The sequence below is a fragment of the Hylemonella gracilis genome, assembly GCF_004328645.1.
GTDB lineage: Bacteria > Pseudomonadota > Gammaproteobacteria > Burkholderiales > Burkholderiaceae_C > Hylemonella > Hylemonella gracilis_B.
Genome location: NZ_CP031395.1, coordinates 2,387,643 through 2,407,796, shown reverse-complemented (window position 1 = coordinate 2,407,796; position 20,154 = coordinate 2,387,643). Strand labels below are relative to the sequence as shown.

The window sequence follows — 20,154 nt, the reverse complement described above, 5'->3', positions numbered from 1 at the left end:
TCATATCGAAGAATTCACGGTTGAAGCCTCGGTAGCGCCCGTCTGCCGGCGCGCCATCGCGACCAAGGCGGTGGACACCAGCACCACGATGAGCACGGCGCCCGAGAAATAAGTTGGCAGGGGCGGCACGGCCATCGCGCCCGGGGCATCGGCTCCGCTGAGCGCCTGTACGTTCAGGAACAGCAGCACGGTGATCAGGCCGCGCGGCGCGAACCACAGCAATACCTCGGCCGCCTGTTGTCGCGCGAACGCCAGCAGCAGGCGGCGTCCGCCGTAAATCACGGCCAGCGCCAGCGCCGCCGTCACCCAGGCCTGCCAGGCAACCAGGTCGGCCAGTTCTGTCCAATAACCCAGCAGGATGAAGAAGACACCGCGCACCGCGAAGGTGAGTTCCTGCACCAGCACCTTGAACTGGTCCAGGGTCGCGTCGTAGCTGTCGTCCATCCAGCCGCGCAGGCCGGGAATGCGGGTGATCAGGCGCGGGTTGTTGAGCACGAGACCGAACAGCAGCACCATGATCAGCGGTGAGAGGTGCAGCAACTCCCCCACCGCGTACAGGCCGAACAGCCCGGCCAGCAAGGGCACGAAACGGATGTGGCCATCGACCCGCATCAGCACCAGCACCAGGCCGACCGAGCACACCGCCGCCAACAAGAGGGAGAGCACGCCGCCGCCAATCAGACCGCCGAGCAAGCCCCCGACCGTGCCGCCGGAATGCAAGAGCGCGAAGAACACCAGCACGCCCAGGATGTCGGAGATGGAGCTTTCGTAGACCACGAACTCGCGCACGGCCCCCGGTTGGGACTGGCTGCTCGGAATCGCGACCGCGCTGCTGATGATGGCGAAGGGCACGGCCAGCAACAGGGCCGTGAACAGCGGCCAGCCCAGCACCAGCATCGCCAATGCGGCGAACACGGCCATGTAGAACAACAGGCCGGCCAGGGCCATGCCAAAGGCGCGACCGGCCAGAGTCAAGCGATCACGCCGCAGTTCGATGTCAAAGGCGCCCTCGAGCACGATCAGGATCAGCCCCACCGCCCCCAGCACCGGCACCAACACGTCCACCCCATTCAGGCGATGGCCCAGCAGGCCCAACAAGGGTTTGACGGCGAATCCCAGGCCCACCAAGACGATGACCGAGGGCAAGCGCAACCAGGCACTGAAGCGCTCGATGGCGAAGGCCAGCAGCAGAAAGATAGAAACAATCAGGATCGCTGAATGGGCCATGAACACCTTGCTCGGACGGGAGGCTTGCGCCACGCGGAAAGGCAAAGAGCCCGGGCCGCGCGAGGGCTGGCATTGTATCGGGCATGGGGGGCCTGGCGTTCGGTCGGCGCAATTCCCCAGAGACCGGTGAAGCCGATCCGCTGGGCCCGAGGCTTCAAGCCCGCTCGGACGCTGCAGGCGCGCGCGCCGGCTCGGACAGGCCCGGCCCGGGCGTGGAACCGGTCAAGCGCGGCGTGGACGAGACGTCCAGCCGGAACACCGCGACCGCCGTACGCAGTCCCCGCGCCTGATCCGCCAGCGCACGCGCGCCGTCGGCGGCTTGCGCCACCCCAACGGCGGTGTCGCGGCTCTGCGCCTCCAGTTCGCGCAGGGTGCCGCTCAATGCGGTCACGTCGTCGGCCTGGCGAGCGCTATCGGAGGAGATGTCGGCGACGATCTCCGTCACCTGGTCCACTGAGCGCACCACCCGCGCGATCGTGACACCTGCCTGCCCGACCTGGTGCACGCTCTGAGTCACGCGCTGGTTGGCCGTGTCGATCAGGGCCTTGATTTCCCGCGCCGCCTCTGCGCTGCGTTGCGCTAGTTGGCGCACCTCGGACGCCACCACGGCGAAGCCCTTGCCCAGTTCCCCGGCCCGCGCGGCTTCCACCGCCGCGTTCAGGGCCAGCAGATTGGTCTGGAATGCGATGCCATCGACCACGCCAACGATCTCGCCGATACGCTGCGAGACGGCGGCGATGCCCTCCATGCTGGCCACCACCGTGTCCACCTCGGCGCCCCCCGCGCCAGCCAGGCGGGCCACCTCGCGCGCCTGTTGGCTGGCCGCGCCCGCATGGCGGGCATTGCGGGTGACCGTCTCGGACAGCTGCGCCAGGTTGACGGACACCTGGCGCAAGGCGTCCGCCTGTTGCGCGCTGCGCGCAGACATGCCCTGGCTGGTCTGCGCGATGCGGCCGGTGCCGGCCGTGATCTGCTCGACCCCCTGCAGGACCTGGGTCACCGCCCCGCCCAGGCCCGACTGCATGCGCGCCATCGCCCGGTACAAACCGCCGATCTCGTTGTGCCCCCGGTCGTGGATGACGCCGGTGAGGTCACCATCAGCCATGCGGTCGAAGTGCTGACCGGCCTCGCGCAGCGGCGCGAGGATGATGCGACCGAACATCAGGCGCAGCATGAGTCCGAGCAGGACCACGGCCACGAGCACGAACACGGCGCCCACCATGGCGCGCGCTTGCATGCGCGCGGCTTCGGCCACCGCCTCGCGGCCCTGGGCCAGGGCATAGGCCTGGAAAGCACCCACGGCCTCGACGTAGCGCTGGGACGATTGCGTCAGCGCCGGCCCGGCGAGCTTGTTGGCCTCGATGCCATTCCAACCCTGGACAGCCTTGCGCAAGGGCGTGAGGGACGTGCCTTCGAGTTGCCGGGCCGCGCTCAGCAGCGCCTCGAACAGGGGACGACCGGTGGGGGAACCGTCCGGCTTGCCCTCCAGGCGCTCCAGGCTTTCGCGCGCGCCAGCCAACAAGGCATCGGCACGGCGCAGCATGTCGTCGCGGCCTTCTTCCATGCCGCTTTCCATCTGGATCTTGGCCTGCCCAAGATCCGCGCGCGCCAGGAACAGGCGACTGCTCAGGTCACTGATCTCGCTGGCGCGCTCGATGTTGTCGCGCCCCAGCTGTTCAATGGCCTGGCGATCGCGCTGGAAGATCCACATCGCCGCGCCAGCGGACAGCGCGAAACAGAGGACGAACAGGGTCAGCGTCGCCGTCAGGGCCGTGCTTACCTTCAGAAACATGCGCATGGACAACACTCTCGGGCCACCATGCGGAATGCATGGCGCGGCTCAGTGTGCCCGCGCCATTTGACAGAAACGTTACGGTTCCGTGATCAGCGTCCGGGATTGCGCCGCATGGCCGCGAACAGACCCAGCATCTGCTCGGTTTGCTTCTGCATCTGGTCCTGAACCTGGCGCTGCATCTGCTCCTGCGCCTGCAGGTAGCGCTGGGTGGAGTCTTCCACGCTCTTGGCCATGTTCTGCGCCATGCCCAGGGCCGTCATGCGGGTCTGCATCTCATGCAAGGTCTGGATGTTCTTCTCGAGGTAGCCCCCCATCCAGCCCTGCATCGCATGACCATAGAAACGGATGATCTGGCCCAGCATCTGCGTGGAAAACAGGGGCGTTCCCCCAGCCTCTTCCTCCAGGATGATCTGCAGCAGGATGCTGCGCGTCAGATCGTCCCCGCTCTTGGCGTCGCGCACCACGAAGGGCTGCTGCGCCATCACGAGCTGCTTGACCTCGACCAGGGTGATGTAGCTGGACGTCTGCGTGTCGTAGAGGCGCCGATTGGGGTACTTCTTGATGACCCGCTCCGGTCCGGCCGATGAGGCCTCGGCGGCATCGGCGGCGCCAGCCCTGGGGCCGGGTTCGGGCTGGGCATCAGCGCTGGCAGGGCCGGTTTTCATGGTCAAAGTTTACCCTGCGGGCAACCCAGCAGCGTGGCGACCTCGGCCTGCTGTTTGCGGGTTTCCTCCACCAGGTAATCGAGAAAGACCCGCGTGCGCCGGGGCATGAACTTGCGACTGGGCAGGGCGGCATACACCACGGCACGGCCAGTGACCCAGGGCTGCAGCACGCGCACCAGATCACCCCGCGCCAGATAAGGTGCCACCAGATCGACGGCCATGGAGCCGATGCCAGCCTCACTGAGCACGGCCTGCAACAGGGTGTCGACATGGTTGGAGGTGAAAGCAGGCCGAGGCTGGATCTCCATGACCTCTTCCGGCGCCTCGGGCTGCCACATGCGGACCATGCGCGGCCGGTCACCCGGCCTGGGCCGCAAGCGCAGGAGATCGTGGCCGCTCAGTTCCGCCGGAGTCTGCGGCGTGCCGCAGCGGGCCAGGTAGCGGGGCGAGGCGATCAGGATCATCTCGCTTTCGACGACCTTGCGCGCCACCACATCGCCGTCGAACCGCTCGTCGGTGACCATCAACGTGATGTCGAAGTTCTCGATGGATGCGCTGCCGACGAAATCCGCCTCGATGTCGAAGTGGATGCGGGGGTGGCGCTGGCGAAATTCGCTGATCAAAGGCGCGAGCAGGAAACTCGCCAGCAGGGGTTGGGCATGCAGGCGCAGCACGCCCGCCAGTTCCGTGGCATGGGAGCCGGCCGCCGCATCGGCCTCGTCCACGTCCTGCAGGATGTGTCGCACCCTGTCAAGGTAGGACTGGCCAGCCTCGGTCAGCGAGACACGGCGGGTGGACCGTTGCAACAGGCGCGTGCCGAGCTGCGACTCCAGATCGGCGACCAGGCGGGTCACCACCGGCGCCGACATGTCCAGGGATCGTGCGGCAGCCGCGAATCCGCCCTCGTCCACCACGCGCTCAAACACCCTCATTGCCTGCAGGCGATCCATCGTCATGCCTCCCAAAAAACAGCGGGATCCTGAACCAAGACTGGGTCCAGGCTTTCCCAATTCAAGGTCACATTATTCCGAATTCAGGAATATCGAACTTCCGAAACGCCAATTTATCTATTGTTTTAGAAATCTTACAGTTCATCCCATCGACGCAGCGACGCTCTCTGATTCTGTTTCACCGACCCGCTTCATCGAGCAACCGACTCCATACGGCCTTGAGCCCGGTCAGATCGACCCGCCGACCGCATGAAGCAGACAAGGAAGTCATCATGAACCGCTCTTACGCCTCTCTCTCCGCCATCGCACTGGCCGCTCTGCTGGCCACCCCGGCCTTCGCCGACACCGATGCCCCCGCCAAGACCCGCGCCCAGGTCCGCGCCGAACTGGCCGAAGCCATTCGCACGGGTGACATCCTGTCCAATGACGACAGCAACCTCAAGCTGAATGAACAACGCCCTGATCTCTACGCACACCCCGCCGTAGCCAGCAAGAGCCGCGCACAGGTGCTGGCCGAGCTGGCCCAGGCCGTGCGCAGCGGTGACATCGTCGCGGCAGGCAGTGAAGATGGCTTGAAGCTGAACGAACAACGCCCGGACCTGTACCCGCAAGTCGCCACCACGGGCAAGAGCCGCGCCGAAGTCCGTGCCGAACTGGCTGAAGCCGTGCGCAGCGGCGACATCGTGGTCGGCAGCGAAGGCAATGTGACGCTGAACCAGCTTTTCCCGGGCTTCTACACGCAGAAGGCGGCCGTGCGCATGCAAGCGGCTCAGGCCGAATCGACGCGCGCCACGCGCATGTGATCGACACGCGAAACAGCAGTTGAACCGTCGAACGCCTGCGCGGCGTGTGGTGGCTGCTGAAAAAACAAAGGCCCCGGTGATGAACCGGGGCCTTTTTTGTCTGGTAGGCGCGATTGGAATCGAACCAACGACCCCCACCATGTCAAGGTGGTGCTCTAACCAGCTGAGCTACGCGCCTGTTGTCTCCCTGTTTTGCAGAGAGATCACGAGTATAGCAGCAATCCTGACACCCACTTTCACCATTCCCCCTGCGACGCGCTGCACCACCCGCAAGCTCGGCAGACCCGACAGCTCTCCATAATCGCCAGGCACGCGTTTTTTCTGTCTCGGCATCGCCCAAGCCTGGTTTGAAGCGCGGCAGTCCATCGCCACGTCCTCACTGCACCCCTCCCATGCGACCACTTCGCCGCGATCTCCTGGCCCGCGCGCCCATCCTGTCCCCGCGCGTGGCTCGCTTGGCCTTGCTGCTGGCCTTGTTCGCATTGCATCCGGTGGCTCGGAGCCAGCAGAAAGGCGACGACAAGCCCTGGAATGGCAAGTACTACGCCGTGGCCACGGCCAACCCGCTGGCCACCGACACTGGCTACGCCATGCTGCGCGCGGGAGGCAGCGCGATGGACGCCGCGATCGCCGCGCAAATGGTGCTGACGCTGGTCGAGCCACAGGCCAGCGGCATCGGCGGCGGCGCCTTCCTGTTGCACCACGACGGACAGATCACGGAGAGCTACGACGGCCGGGAAACCGCGCCCTCCGACGTGGACGAAGACCTCTTTCTCGATGCGCAACGCAAGCCCCTGGGCTTTGCCGAGGCGTCCATCGGTGGACGCGCCGTGGGCGCGCCCGGGCTGCTGCGCATGCTGGAGCTGGCCCACGGCCAGCATGGTCGCCTGCCCTGGAAACAGCTGTTCGAGCCTGCCATCGCGCTGGCCGAGCAAGGTTTTCCGGTGAGTCCACGCCTGCACACGCAACTGAGTGAGCCCAATGCCTTGCGGCAAGACCCGGTGGCCGCGGCCTATTTCTTCGACAGCGCGGGCCAGCCCTGGCCGGTGGGACACAAGCTGCGCAACCCGGAGCTGGCAGCCGTGCTGCGGCGCATCGCCAACGGAGGTGCCAACGCCTTCTATCGGGGCGAGCAGGCGGACGACATCGCGCCCGCCATCGTGCGCAAGGTGCGCGGGCACCCGCGCAACCCAGGCCATCTCTCCCTGACCGACTTGGCGGAGTACGAAGCGCTGGTGCGCCCGCCCCTGTGCTTCGTCTATCAGGCCCGCAACAGCCCCGACAGCAAGCCACGGCGCGGTGCCAGCGCAACGCGCGACGTGCAAATCTGCGGCATGCCGCCCCCCAGTTCCGGCACGCTGGCACTGGGCCAGATCTTCGGCATCCTGGCGCGCACGCCCGCCGCAACGCTGCCCATGCAACGCAAGCCGCCCAAGCCCCATGCGGGACCGCTGCCTTCCGCCGAATGGCTGCACCTGTATGCAGAGGCCGCCCGCCTTGCCATGGCAGACCGCGCCCTTTACGTGGCCGACCCGGATTACGTGCCCCCGCCCGGCCCCAGCTGGATGGCATTGCTCGAACCGGACTACCTTGCCGAGCGCGCCAAGCTGATGAACCTCAGCCCCCGCGCACCACGCATGAAGGAAGCCCCCGCGGGCATCCCCATGAGCGTCGAACGCAACAGCGAGGACCAGGGCCTCGCGCCCTACGCCGGATTGGGCCGCGAAACCGGCGCCCGACCGAGGCTGGCCCCCATGCCGGCACAGCCGGAGTACGGCACCAGCCACATCAGCATCGTCGACGGCCAGGGCCACGCGCTGGCCATGACCAGCAGTGTCGAGGCCGTCTGGGGCGCGCAGGTCATGGTCAACCGCGGACAAGGTCTGGTGGGAGGGTTCCTGCTCAACAACCAGCTCACCGACTTCAGCTTCGTGCCCCGAGGCAGCGCAGGCACGGACGTGGTGATCGCCAACCGCGTGGAGCCCCGCAAGCGCCCCCGTTCGTCCATGACGCCGCTGCTGGTGTTCAGCCGTCCGCGTGGGGAATTGCTGTTCTCCGGCGGCAGCCCGGGCGGTGCGTCCATCATCCACTACACCGGCAAGATGCTCTACGGCGTGCTGCACTGGGGCCTGGACGTCCAGCAAGCCATCAATCTGCCCAACTTCGCGGTGCTGTCCGCCAGTAACGACGCACCCGTGTTGCTGGAACAAGGTCGTTTTCCGCCCGCCACGCTCAAATCCTTGCAGCGGCGCGGTCACACGGTGCACGAGCAGGCCCTGACGAGTGGACTGCAAGCCATCGAGGTGCTGGGCAACGGGCGACTGCAAGGCGGTGCCGACCCTCGGCGTGAAGGCACGGTTCGAGGAGAGTAGGCCAGCCCCGAATCACCCGGTCCGGCCCGTTTTCCTAGAATGTGGGCATGGCCATCCCTTCCACCTTCCTCCAGGAGCTGCTCGCGCGTGCCGATGTGGTGGAAGTCGTGGGACGTTACGTGCAGCTCAAGAAGGGCGGCGCGAACTTCATGGGCCTGTGCCCCTTTCACGCTGAAAAATCGCCCTCCTTCACGGTCAGTCCGACCAAGCAGTTCTTCCACTGCTTCGGCTGCGGCAAGCACGGTGACGCCATCGGTTTTCTGATGGAGCACACGGGTGCCAGCTTCGTCGAGGCGGTCCGCGACCTGGCCCAGCACTATGGCCTGCAAGTGCCCGAGGACGACAGCACGCCTCAGCAGCGCGAGCGCGCCGCGGCCCAGCGCCAGAAGCAGGCCACCCTGTCCGAGACCCTGGAAAAGGCCGGGGCTGCCTACCGCAAGCACCTGAAAAGCTCACCCCGCGCCATCGCCTACCTCAAGGGTCGTGGCCTGTCGGGCGAGATCGCCCTGCGTTTCGGCCTGGGCTACGCGCCCGAGGGCTGGCGCGCGCTGGCCAGCGTGTTCCCCAGCTACGACGAGCCTTTGCTCGTCGAAAGCGGGCTGGTCATCAGCAGCGAGGCGGAGGACGGCGCGGCGGCCAAGGGCGAAGGCAAGCGCTACGACCGCTTCCGTGACCGCATCATGTTCCCCATCCGCAACATCAAGGGCGAATGCATCGGCTTCGGCGGGCGCGTGCTGGGCGACGAGAAACCCAAATACCTGAACTCCCCGAGACCCCAGTCTTCAGCAAGGGGCTGGAACTCTATGGTCTATTCGAGGCGCGCAACGCGATCCGCGACGCGGGTTACGTATTGGTCACCGAAGGCTACATGGACGTGGTGGCGCTGACGCAGCTGGGTTTTCCGAACGCCGTGGCGACCTTGGGCACGGCCTGCACCCCGGACCACCTGCAAAAGCTGTTCCGCTTCACCGACAGCGTGGTGTTCAGCTTCGACGGCGACGAGGCCGGCCGCCGCGCCTCGCGCCGCGCGCTCGATGCCGCCCTGCCCTATGCCAGCGACACCCGTTCGGTGAAGTTTTTGTTCCTGCCGACCCAGCCCAAGAAGCACGACCCCGACAGCTATATCCGCGAGCATGGCCGCGAGGCCTTCGCCCATTGCGTGAGCGAGGCCACGCCGCTGTCGCGCTTCCTGATCGATTCGGCGCGTGAAGGCTGTGACCTGAGCAGCGCCGAAGGCCGTGCGCGCCTGGGTGTCCACGCGCAGCCCCTGTGGGAAGCCTTGCCCGATGGCGCGCTCAAGCGCCAGCTGCTGGGCGAGATCGCAGCCCTGGTCCAACTGGATGCGCGGGAACTCGGCAGCCTCTGGGCGGACTCACGGACAAAATCATCGCCGCAACGCCACGGCGGCGCGTCCAACGGGCGGGAGGCTGGCGACCCCGAGGCACGCGACGGCACGATGGCACGGCGCTCGAGCTCTGGTTACGCCGCCGCGGGACGCGGGTATCGATCCCAAGGCAGCACCGGCCGCCGTGGGGGCGGCGCCCGCCAGGTCCCTCAGCGCGCCGACCACGCCGTTCGCCTGCTGCTGGTCCACAATCGGCTGTGGGAGCAACTCTCCAGCGAGGAACAAGCGCTGCTCTGCGGCCTGCCCGGCCAACACGGCGCCCTGCTGAGCTGGCTGGAAGCCTGGCTGCACGAGCACGGCCCCCAGCCCTGGGCCGTGTTGCGGCAAGCCTTGCAGACACACGCCGAGCTGACCGAGGACGAGGGCTTTGACCCGGAGCCCGCAATGCCCCTGCCCGTCCTGGCCGACCGGCTCATGAACTCCGATCTGACACCGACCGACGACGCGGCCGAGGCCAGCCAGGAGCTGCGCAGCCTGCTCAAACCCATGCTGATTGAACAGCTGAAGGCCGAGCAGACACCCGACCTGGCAGCGCACAACCCCGGGCGATACCGCGAGATCCAGGAACGCATCAAAAACCTGGCCAGCCCTGCCGCGGCAGCCTGAACTATCCCCCGCAAATCCGCACCACGCCTGGGTTTTCGGATAGGGGCGGGTATAATCCACAACTTAGACTCTTCGGCAAGAGCGACAGCAGCACCTCCGGTCCAGGCCGACTGTAGCCAACACGCGCACAGTCAACACAGCATGTGGGCCACCCCCTCACCGGGCTCACCGCAAGGACTGCACACCAAATGTTCGCCCTCCCATCTTGCCGTCCGAGGAAGGGATTCAAAGCCCCGCCCTGCGCTTAACGTGGAGGCGGGAGCTGCCGATAACTTCCTCTGCCCCCTGCCGCACCGGTTCGCGCATCTGCGCTGCTGTCTTCGGTCGTGTTTCTGCGTGTTCTTTCTCGTTTGTCCGTGTTTTTGATGTTTGTGTTCCCAGGTTGCTGTCCAGAGGTTGACCTATGCCCGCTCAAAATTCCGCACAAAAGGCCAAGAAGCCTGCCGCCAAGACCGCTGCCCAAGCTGTCGTGAAGCCATCCGCCAAAACCGTTGCCAAGGCCGCTGCCAAAACTGCCGTCAAAGCCTCCTCGAAAGCACCCACCGTGTCTGCCGCCAAAACCCCCGCCAAATCCGCCAAAGCCAAAGTTGACAAAGACGCCGAAGTGACGAAAAAACCCGGCCGCCCGGCGAAGACTGCCGCTGCCGAAGCCAGTGCCCCGGCCAAGAAGGCCGCCGGCAAGCCCGGTCGCAAGCCCAAGGCGGGCGAAGCCTCCGAGGAAGAAGACCTGACCGACATCGAGGCCGAGTTCGCCGAGGAACCCGCGGCCGAGGAAACCGGCGCGGCCGAGAAGGTCAAGCCCCTGCGCATCAAGGTCAGCAAGGCCAAGGAACGCGCCCTGATGAAGGAGTTCGGCCTGGACGAAACCGTCCTGTCCGAGGAAGACCTGGCCAAGCGCCGCGAGCGCCTCAAGCTGCTGATCAAGCTCGGCAAGACACGCGGCTACCTGACCCACGGCGAAATCTCCGACCACTTGCCCGACAAGCTGGCCGATGCCGAGACGCTGGAAGTCGTGGTCGCCATGCTGAGCGACATGGGCGTGACCGTCTTCGAGCAGACCCCGGACGCGGAAACCCTGCTCATCAACAACACGGCCCCCACGGCCGCCTCCGAGGAGGAAGCCGAGGAAGAAGCCGAAGCCGCCGTCTCCACCGTGGACAGCGAATTCGGCCGCACCACCGACCCGGTGCGCATGTACATGCGCGAAATGGGCACGGTGGAACTGCTGACACGCGAAGGCGAAATCGAAATCGCCAAGCGCATCGAAGGCGGCCTGATGGACATGATGGAGGCCATCTCCGCCTCGCCCACCACCATCGCCGCACTGCTGGCCATGGCCGAGGAAATCCGCGAAGGCAAGGTCGTGATCTCCACCGTGGTGGACGGCTTCGTCAACGCCGAGGAGAGCGACGACTACGTGGCCGAGGAAGACTTTGACGAGTACGACGAAGCCGACGACGACGATGGCAAGGGCGGCAGCAAGGCCTTGACCAAGAAACTTGAGGAGTTGAAGAATCAGGCGCTGGAACGCTTTGACCGCATCCGTTCGCTCTTCGAGAAGGTGCACAAGGCCTACGACAAGGAGGGCTACGGCTCGCCCACCTACGTCAAGAACCAGAAGGCCCTGTCCGATGAGTTGATGACCATCCGTTTCACGGCCAAGACCATCGAGAAGCTGTGTGACCTGGTTCGCGGCCAGGTGGCCGACGTGCGCCACAAGGAACGCGAACTGCGTCGCATCATCGTGGACCGCTGCGGCTACCCGCATGAACAATTCGTGCTCGAATTCGGCGGCCGCGACAAGAACGGCAACCCGGCGAAATCTCACCTGCTCGACCTGAAGTGGGTGGAAAAGCAGGCCGGCGCGGGCAAGGCATGGAGCGGCATCATGAGCCGCAACGTCCCGCCCATTCAGGACATCCAGCAAAAGCTGATCGACCTGCAAGCCCGCGTGGTGGTACCGCTGGAGCACCTGAAGGACATCAACAAGCGCATGAACCAGGGCGAAGCCGCCTCGCGCGCGGCCAAGAAGGAGATGATCGAGGCCAACCTGCGCCTGGTGATCTCCATCGCCAAGAAGTACACCAACCGCGGCCTGCAGTTCCTGGACCTGATCCAGGAAGGCAACATCGGCCTGATGAAGGCCGTGGACAAGTTCGAGTACCGTCGCGGCTACAAGTTCTCGACCTACGCGACGTGGTGGATCCGCCAGGCCATCACGCGCTCCATCGCTGATCAGGCTCGCACCATCCGCATCCCGGTGCACATGATCGAGACCATCAACAAGATGAACCGCATCAGCCGCCAGCACTTGCAGGAGTTCGGCTTCGAGCCGGACGCCAGCCTGCTGGCGCAGAAGATGGAGATCCCCGAGGACAAGATCCGCAAGATCATGAAGATCGCCAAGGAGCCGATCTCGATGGAAACCCCCATTGGCGATGATGACGACAGCCATTTGGGCGACTTCATCGAGGACACGGCCAACACCGCCCCGGTGGAAGCGGCCATGCAGGCCGGCCTGCGCGAGGTGGTCAAGGAAATCCTCGATGGCCTCACCCCACGCGAAGCCAAGGTGCTGCGCATGCGCTTCGGCATCGAGATGACCAGCGACCACACGCTGGAAGAAGTGGGCAAGCAGTTCGACGTGACCCGCGAACGTATCCGCCAGATCGAAGCCAAGGCCCTGCGCAAGCTCAAGCACCCCAGCCGCTCGGACAAGCTGCGCAGCTTCACGGACAATCTGTGATCAGGCACCACACGCGCTGAGCCTGTCTCAGCGCCGTACCCCTAACGCCCGCATCGTTGATGCGGGCTTTTTCTTTTTTATGCCAGCGTGCTTGGTGCTTGCGCGAGCCGTGCCCCGCGCCGGGGTGCTCATGCGGGGCCGGTCGACTGCGCCGACAAGACGCGATAACCGCCTGTCCTGTGCGAGCCGCGCGCTGCGGCCAGGGCGCGATTTCGGGGGTGGCGTCGTCTGGGCCATGAACGCCTTGGCGCCGCAAGTGCGGCGTATCCTGCATCTGACTTCCGGCATCGTGTTTGAACGGAGCGCCGAAAGCGCACAGTGAGTTATGCCGGACAAGGCGTTCATGGTCCTGGCGATGAGGAGTCTGCGAAGCAGACCACCCCCGTATGAGGGGCACTGGCCGCAGCGCGCGGCTCGCGCGCCGCTCGATCCGCACGCATGGCAAAGCTGCGTGACTGACTAAAATCAGCCGCATGTCCACGCCCAGCTTCTCCCACCTCCGCCTCCACACCGAGTTCTCCGTCGTCGATGGTGCCACCCGCGTGGACGATGTGGTGGATGCCGCCGCGAAAGACGGGCAACCCGCGCTGGCCATCACCGACCTCAACAACCTGTTCGGGGCCATCAAGTTCTACAAGGCTGCGCGCGGCAAAGGTGTCAAACCGCTGATCGGCGTGGAGATCCTGCTCGAAGGCCTGGGGGCCGATGCGCAGGTGACGAGTCGACTGCTGTTGCTGGTGCAGAACAAGCAGGGCTACCTCAACCTCAGCGAGCTGCTGGCACGCGCCTGGACCAGCAACGTCCACAAGGCGCAGGCCATCGTCAAGCTGGCCTGGCTGAAGGAACTGCACGAAGGCTTGATCGTGCTGTCCGGCGCGCAAGCCGGGGCCGTGGGTCAGGCCCTGGTGCAAGGCGACACGGCCCGCGCCCATGATGTGGCCTTGCAGTTCGCCACCCTCTTTCCGCACCGCTTCTACCTGGAGCTGCAGCGCGCGGGGCGCTCGGACGACGAAGCGCATGTGGGCGCCGCCGTGCAGTTGGCTTCCCGGCTGAAGTTACCCGTGGTCGCCACACATCCGGTGCAGTTTCTCACCGAGGACGACTATGAGGCGCATGAAGCCCGTGTCTGCATTGCCGAGGGCGAAATCCTCGGCAACCCGCGGCGTGTGCGCCGCTTCACGCGGGAGCAGTATTTCAAGAGCGCCGCGCAGATGCAGGCGCTGTTCGCCGACATTCCTTCGGCACTCGCCAACACGTTGGAAATCGCCAAGCGCTGCAACCTCACGCTGACCCTGGGCAAGCCGCAGTTGCCCAACTTCCCGATCCCGGGCGGCCTGTCCATCGAAGACTATTTCCGCAAGGCTTCGCTCGAAGGCCTGGAGGATCGCTTGGCCCTGCTCTATCCGGACGCGACCAAGCGCGACGCCGAGCGTCCGCGCTATCTGGAACGGCTGGAATTCGAGATCAACACGATCCTGAAGATGGGCTTCCCCGGCTACTTCCTGATCGTGGGCGACTTCATCCAGTGGGCCAAGGCGAATGGCTGCCCCGTGGGACCGGGCCGCGGCTCGGGCGCGGGCTCGCTGGTGGCCTACGCGCTCAAGATCACCGACCTGGATCCGCTCGCCTACAAGCTGCTGTTCGAGCGCTTCCTGAATCCCGAGCGCGTCTCGATGCCCGACTTCGACATCGACTTCTGCCAGGCCAACCGCGACCGCGTGATCGAGTACGTGAAGGAGCGCTACGGCCGCGAGGCCGTGAGCCAGATCGCCACCTTCGGCACCATGGCCGCGCGCGCCGCCATCCGCGACGTGGGGCGCGTGATGGACATGAGCTACACCTTCTGCGACGGCATCAGCAAGCTGATCCCCAACAAGCCAGGCCAGCACATCACCATCGACGGCGCGCTCAAGGAAGTCCCCGAGCTCGCCGAGCGCCAGGCCAAGGAAGACGAGGTCAAAAACCTGCTGGAACTGGCGCAGAAGCTCGAGGGCATGACCCGCAACGTCGGCATGCACGCGGGCGGTGTGCTGATCGCGCCCGGCAAGCTCACCGACTTCTGCCCGCTCTACCAGCAGCCCGGCAGCGACGCGGCCGTGAGCCAGTACGACAAGGACGACGTGGAGGCCGTGGGCCTGGTGAAGTTCGACTTTCTGGGCCTGGCCACGCTGACCATCCTGGAGATCGCGCGCGAATTCATCATGAAGCGGCACCCGGGCCAGGAGCACTTCAATTTCGAGAGCATCCCGCTGGACGACAAGGCCACCTACCAGCTGTTCCAGGACGGCAAGACAGAAGCCGTGTTCCAGTTTGAAAGCCGCGGCATGCAGGGCATGTTGCGCGACGCCAAACCCACGCGGCTGGAAGACCTGATCGCCCTCAACGCGCTGTACCGCCCCGGCCCGATGGACCTGATTCCGAGCTTCGTGGCGCGCAAGCATGGACGCGAGGAAATCGAGTACCCGCACCCGCTGGTGGCCGACATGCTGTCCGAGACCTACGGCATCATGGTCTACCAGGAACAGGTGATGCAGACCGCGCAGATCCTGGGTGGTTACTCGCTCGGCGGCGCCGACCTGCTGCGCCGCGCCATGGGCAAGAAAAAGGCCGAGGAGATGGCGCAGCACCGCGAGATCTTCCGCAAGGGCGCAGCCGGCAACGGCATTGCCCAGGACAAGGCCGACGAAATCTTCGATCTGATGGAGAAATTCGCGGGCTACGGCTTCAACAAGTCGCACGCAGCCGCCTACTCGCTGCTGGCCTACCACACGGCCTGGCTCAAGGTGCATTACACGGCCGAGTTCTTCTGCGCCAACATGACCGTGGAAATGGACGACACCGACAAGCTCAAGGTGCTGTTCGAGGATGCGCAGAAGATGGGCATGCGCTTCGAGCCGCCGGACGTGAACCGCGGCCATTACCGCTTCGAGCCGGTCTCCGACTCGGTGATCCGCTACGGCCTGGGCGCCGTCAAGGGCACGGGGCAGCAGGCGATCGAGGCCATCGTCAAGGCACGCGAGGAGGACGGCCCCTTCAAGAGCCTGTACGACTTCTGCAACCGCGTGGACCGCGCCCGCATCAACAAACGCACGGTCGAAGCCCTGATCAAGGCCGGCGCCTTCGACAGCCTGAACCTCAACCGCGCCGCGCTGCTGGCCTCCATCGATCGCGCCTTCGATTTCGCGACGGCCACCGCCGCCAACGCCAACCAAGGCGGCCTGTTCGACCTGACGGCCGACGATGGCGCCGACGCGCATGGTTCCAGCACGCAAGAGCCCGAACTGGTGGAGGCTCTGCCCTGGGGCGTCAAGGAACGCCTGAGCCACGAGAAGACCGCCGTGGGCTTCTACTTCTCGGGCCATCTGTTCGACGAAGTCGCGCACGAGGTGCGGCGTTTCGCCAAGCGCGAACTCGCCGAACTGATCGATACGCGCGAGCCTCAGTTGCTGGCCGGCATCGTCAGCGACCTGCGCGTGATCAATGGGCAGCGCGGCCGGCTGGCCCTGTTCAAGCTGGACGACAAGAGCGTGGCGCTGGACGCCCGCGTGGATGAAGCCCTGCTGAACGCCAACAAGAACCTGCTCAAGGACGACGAGCTCGTCGTCGTCATGGCCAAGGTCATGCCCGACCGTTTCTCGGGTGGTCTGCAGCTCAATGTCACCCAGCTCTGGAGCCTGGAAGCGGCGCGCTGCCGCTTCGGCAAGTACCTCAGCGTGGCCGTGAACCTGAGTTCTGGCCGTTACCCCGATGTACGCCGCCTGCTGACCGATCACCCGCCCCAACGGGAAATGACGGAGCAAGGGGAATTGCTGCGAGGCCTGCCCGTGCGCTTCACCCTCAAGGTGGGCAGTGAGGCAATCGGCACCTACCAGTCCGCCTTGAAGATGGAAGACGAAAAGACCCGGTTCTACCCCAGTGACGCGGCGCTCGCGGGCTGGATGGCCGAGGCCGACCAGGGCAAGGCGGTGGTGGTCTACGAGTAGAGGGATCGCGACGGCTCAACCGCGACCGCCCTCACGCCACCGCGCTTTGCGCGATATCCGCTGCGCCGTGCGCCAGGGCCATCACATGCCGCGGGTCCTCGGCTTTCAGGCGATGGTCGCTCCACACCTGCCGCCAGCGGCGCGCGCCCGGCAGGCCATGGCGCAAGCCGAGCATGTGGCGTGCGATGCCGTACCAGCCCAGGCCTTCCTCGGCCTGCACGCGCACCATGTAGTCGACCATGCGCGCCTCGACGTCCTCGCGTGACTGGGCAGGCCCCGGTTCGCCGAAGTAAAGGCGGTCCCAGGACGCCAGCCACCAGGGGTTGTGGTAGGCCTCGCGGCCGACCATCACGCCGTCCAGAGGGACCTGCTCGCCGACGATAGGGGCCGTCGCATCCTGCGGCGAAGCGACGCCCTGCAGATGTTCCTGTACCTGCGCATCGCTCGTGAGGCCGCCGTTGATGACGACGGCAAGCGCAGGGAAGTCCCGCTTGAGCCGGTGCACGAATTCGTAGCGCAGCGGGGGAATCTCGCGGTTTTCCTTGGGGCTCAGGCCTTTGAGCCAGGCGTTGCGGGCGTGGACGACGAAGGTGGTGCAGCCTGCCTCGGCGACGGCGCCCACGAAATCGCGCACGAAGTCGTAGCTCTCGACACGATCAATCCCCACGCGGTGCTTCACTGTCACGGGCACCCGCTCTGGATTCTGGAGCGCGTCGCGCATGGCTTTGACGCAATCGGCCACCAGCCGGGGCTCGGCCATCAGGCAGGCGCCGAAGGCGCCGCGCTGCACGCGCTCGCTGGGGCAGCCGCAATTCAGGTTGACCTCGTCATAACCCCATTGCTCTCCCAGCCGCGCACAGGCCGCAAGATCCGCCGGTTCGCTGCCGCCCAGTTGCAATGCCACGGGGTGTTCCGAGGCATCGAAGCGCAAATGCCGCCCGACGTCGCCATGCAGCAGCGCGCCGGTGGTGATCATCTCGGTGTACAGACGCGCGCGTCGACTCAACTGGCGATGGAAATAGCGGCAATGCCGATCGGTCCAGTCGATCATGGGCGCGACACACATGCGCCAGGCGGTCGATCCGTCTGGTGCAGCGATCGCCCCGGGCGACGCGGAAGAAAGAGGAAAAACAGGCATCCTCGGATTATCCGGGGGCGGACCTGCGATCCCCACTTAAAATCCATGGACTTTGTACTGTCCAATGCGCCCATTCCACCTGCACTTCCACCTGAACGCGTGGGCCGCCTGCGCCCCCGGGCTGCACCAAACCCAGGATTGGCAGGCCTGGGCGCGGCAACCACGGTTGCCACTGCGCCAGGGACTGGACAGCGACCTCCCCGCGCTCCCGGAAATGGCGGCCATGGCACGCCGGCGCCTGAGCCCGCTGGGGCGCATGGCCGTGCAGGCCGCCTGGTGGTGCGAACGCGGCGCGAACGGCTCCGCAGCCCAGCCCTCCTCCGACCCGCAGGCATCTGAAATGCCGCCGGTGCCGGTGATCTTCGCTTCCGGTTACGGGGACGCGCAGCGCACCCTGGAACTGCAGGATTCGCTCGCGGCCGGGCAGGCCATGTCACCCACGGCCTTTGGCCTGTCGGTGCACAACGCCATCGGTGCCCAGTACTCGATCGCCCGGGGCGACCACGCCAACTACCTCGCCGTCGCGGCAGGCCCTTGCAGCGCGGCGGCCGGCCTGGTCGAAGCCGCCAGCCTGCTGGCCGATGGCGCGCCCGAAGTCATGCTGGTCTGCCATGAGGAAGGCGTGCCCCCGCCCTATGACCGCTACACGGACCCGGTCGAATCCCCGACGCCGGCCATGGCCTGGGCCTGGGCCTGGCGCCTCACCACGGCGCACGATGCGAACCCGGACTGCTTCAGGCTGTCACTGCTGGACACCGAGGCCGGCGACCACGCGGGCGCGCCCGAATTGCCCTTCGGCCTTGATCTGCTGCGCTTTGTCCTGCTCACGCTGGACAACTCGGACACCCGCCTGGACGACGGACTGCCCTGGCGTCGCCGCGAGGGCGGGCAGCTCTGGCAGATGGAACACCTGCGCCCCGCGTTCGCGGCGGCCGGCGTGGCGCTGTGAGGCAGGCGGGATGAGCGGCATGGACCTGACCGAGGCCGCCTCGGATGCCACGAGGGGCGCAGACACGGGCAGACACACCGGCACGGGCGCACGCCTGGCGCGCGTCTGGCGTGTCACGGCGTCGGGGCTGTGCTTCCTGGTGTTCGGCGCGGGTGGCGTGGTCCTGCGGATGCTCGTCTTCCCGCTGTTGGCGCTTGTGCTGCGCCATGAAGCCCGCAAGCGCAACGCCGCCCAGGCCATCATCCACGCCGCCTTCGCGGCGCTGGTCGGCATTCTGAGCCGCTGCGGCGTGATCCGCTGCGAAATCCGCGGGGCAGAAAAGTTGCGCCGCGACGGGCTGCTGATCCTGGCCAACCACCCCACGCTGCTGGACGTGATCCTGCTGATGGCCCTGGTGCGTCGCGCCGACTGCATCGTCAAGGGCGCGCTGGTGCGCAACCCCTTCACACGCGGCCCCATCCAGGCCGCGGGCTACGTGTGCAACGACTCCGGTTCGGGCCTGGTCGAGGATTGCATCGCCTCGGTGCGAGCGGGCAACAACCTGATCATCTTCCCCGAAGGCACCCGCACCCCCCGTCGCCCCGAAGCGCAAGCCAGTGACAACACGCATGGCGTCGCGCGCCCTCGCCTGCAGCGCGGCGCGGCGCAGATCGCGGTGCGCGGGCGGCTGAACATCACGCCGGTGCGCATCCACTGTGCGCCGCTGATGCTGGTCAAGGGCGAACCGTGGTGGCGCATGCCCGCGCAGCCCAGCCATTTCACGCTGGAAGTCGGCGACGACATCGCCGTCCAGCCCTTCCTCGACACCCCCCAGCCCCGCGGCGAGGCCAACGCCGGCGAAGCCCTGGCCGCGCGCCGCCTGACCGAATTCCTCAGTTCCTATTTTTTTCAGGAGAGTCCCCGTGCAACAACTTGAGCAAGAAATCAAGGAGCTCATCATTTCCTCGCTGGCGTTGGAAGACCTGAGCCCGCAGGACATCGACCCGGCCGCCCCGCTGTTCGTCGATGGCCTGGGCCTGGACAGCATCGACGCGCTCGAGCTGGGCCTGGCCCTGCAGAAGCGTTATGGCGTGGCCATGAGCGCGGACTCCGAGGAGACCCGCCGCCACTTCGGCAGCGTGCGCGCCCTGGCTGCCTTCGTGCAGAACGCCGGCGCGCAGAAGCCCTGAACGCCGGGTGCCGCCTGACCCGACGACATCCGATCCAGCGACCCGCCATGACCAAAGACGACATCCTGCAGAAAATCGTGTCCATCCTGCACGACACCTTCGACATCGAGGTGGCGCGCATCACCCCCGAGGCGCGGCTCTACGACGACCTGGACATCGACAGCATCGACGCCATCGACCTGATCGTGCAGCTCAAGCCGCTGCTGGGCAAGCGCCTGCAGCCCGAAGCCTTCAAGTCCGTACGCACCGTCCAGGACGTGGTGGACGCCATCCACGCCCTGGCGCAGGAACCTGCGGCCTGAAGCACCACCACGCTTTGTCAGCCCGACCCCGCGGCCCTGCTCCG

13 protein-coding genes, 1 tRNA gene and 1 pseudogene are annotated in these 20,154 nt (G+C 66.1%); 9 read left to right on the top strand and 6 right to left on the bottom strand.

Annotated features, from left to right (window positions below):
• From DW355_RS11440 to DW355_RS11425, 4 genes are all read right to left on the bottom strand, one after another.
• Nucleotides 1-1,227, bottom strand: a complete 1,227-nt coding sequence (locus DW355_RS11440) for a cation:proton antiporter (protein WP_131280217.1) — start codon at nucleotides 1,225-1,227, stop codon at nucleotides 1-3.
• Nucleotides 1,228-1,381: 154 nt separating this feature from the next.
• Nucleotides 1,382-3,025 carry a methyl-accepting chemotaxis protein gene (locus tag DW355_RS11435; RefSeq protein WP_131280215.1) on the bottom strand — a complete coding sequence of 548 codons (1,644 nt, stop codon included), beginning with the start codon at nucleotides 3,023-3,025 and terminating at the stop codon, nucleotides 1,382-1,384.
• An 86-nt stretch (nucleotides 3,026-3,111) separates the two neighbouring features.
• Nucleotides 3,112-3,687 carry a polyhydroxyalkanoate synthesis repressor PhaR gene (phaR, locus tag DW355_RS11430; protein WP_242671128.1) on the bottom strand — a complete coding sequence of 192 codons (576 nt, stop codon included), beginning with the start codon at nucleotides 3,685-3,687 and terminating at the stop codon, nucleotides 3,112-3,114.
• A 2-nt stretch (nucleotides 3,688-3,689) separates the two neighbouring features.
• Nucleotides 3,690-4,637, bottom strand: coding sequence for a LysR family transcriptional regulator (locus DW355_RS11425; protein WP_131280214.1), 948 nt, complete (start codon nucleotides 4,635-4,637; stop codon nucleotides 3,690-3,692).
• 272 nt (nucleotides 4,638-4,909) lie between these two features.
• Between DW355_RS11425 and DW355_RS11420 the strand changes: the two genes are divergently transcribed.
• Entirely contained in the window at nucleotides 4,910-5,440 is a 531-nt protein-coding gene (locus DW355_RS11420; RefSeq protein WP_131280212.1) for a DUF4148 domain-containing protein, read from the top strand.
• Between the two features lie 101 nt (nucleotides 5,441-5,541).
• On the opposite strand, the gene DW355_RS11415 is transcribed toward DW355_RS11420, so the two are convergent.
• Nucleotides 5,542-5,618 (bottom strand) — tRNA-Val (locus tag DW355_RS11415).
• Between the two features lie 214 nt (nucleotides 5,619-5,832).
• On the opposite strand from DW355_RS11415, the gene DW355_RS11410 reads away from it, so the two are divergent.
• From DW355_RS11410 to dnaE, 4 genes and pseudogenes are all read left to right on the top strand, one after another.
• Nucleotides 5,833-7,812, top strand: a complete 1,980-nt coding sequence (locus DW355_RS11410) for a gamma-glutamyltransferase family protein (RefSeq protein ID WP_131280211.1) — start codon at nucleotides 5,833-5,835, stop codon at nucleotides 7,810-7,812.
• Nucleotides 7,813-7,859: 47 nt separating this feature from the next.
• Nucleotides 7,860-9,823 (top strand): annotated as a pseudogene (dnaG, locus tag DW355_RS11405) (DNA primase).
• Between the two features lie 403 nt (nucleotides 9,824-10,226).
• Entirely contained in the window at nucleotides 10,227-12,569 is a 2,343-nt protein-coding gene (gene rpoD / locus DW355_RS11400; protein ID WP_131280209.1) for an RNA polymerase sigma factor RpoD, read from the top strand.
• Nucleotides 12,570-13,042: 473 nt separating this feature from the next.
• Nucleotides 13,043-16,552: a DNA polymerase III subunit alpha gene (gene dnaE, locus DW355_RS11395; RefSeq protein ID WP_131280208.1), complete on the top strand. Its 3,510-nt coding sequence runs from the start codon at nucleotides 13,043-13,045 to the stop codon at nucleotides 16,550-16,552.
• A 31-nt stretch (nucleotides 16,553-16,583) separates the two neighbouring features.
• Here the strand turns inward: dnaE and dusA are convergent, their stop codons facing one another.
• Nucleotides 16,584-17,618 (bottom strand): tRNA dihydrouridine(20/20a) synthase DusA, encoded by a 1,035-nt coding sequence (gene dusA / locus DW355_RS11390; RefSeq protein WP_242671125.1) that lies wholly within the window; start codon nucleotides 17,616-17,618, stop codon nucleotides 16,584-16,586.
• Nucleotides 17,619-17,754: 136 nt separating this feature from the next.
• On the opposite strand from dusA, the gene DW355_RS11385 reads away from it, so the two are divergent.
• The 4 genes from DW355_RS11385 to DW355_RS11370 are packed head-to-tail and all read left to right on the top strand — an operon-like array spanning nucleotide 17,755 to nucleotide 20,110.
• The gene (locus DW355_RS11385) at nucleotides 17,755-18,639 is read left to right on the top strand and encodes a beta-ketoacyl synthase chain length factor (protein WP_131280205.1); all 885 of its coding nucleotides are present in this window, start codon (nucleotides 17,755-17,757) and stop codon (nucleotides 18,637-18,639) included.
• Between the two features lie 10 nt (nucleotides 18,640-18,649).
• Entirely contained in the window at nucleotides 18,650-19,555 is a 906-nt protein-coding gene (locus DW355_RS11380; RefSeq protein ID WP_242671124.1) for a lysophospholipid acyltransferase family protein, read from the top strand.
• The gene (locus DW355_RS11375) at nucleotides 19,542-19,808 is read left to right on the top strand and encodes a phosphopantetheine-binding protein (RefSeq protein WP_131280203.1); all 267 of its coding nucleotides are present in this window, start codon (nucleotides 19,542-19,544) and stop codon (nucleotides 19,806-19,808) included. The genes DW355_RS11380 and DW355_RS11375 overlap by 14 nt, the downstream gene beginning before the upstream one ends.
• A 47-nt stretch (nucleotides 19,809-19,855) precedes the next feature.
• Entirely contained in the window at nucleotides 19,856-20,110 is a 255-nt protein-coding gene (locus DW355_RS11370) for an acyl carrier protein (protein WP_131280202.1), read from the top strand.
• The last annotated feature ends 44 nt before the right edge of the window (nucleotides 20,111-20,154 follow it).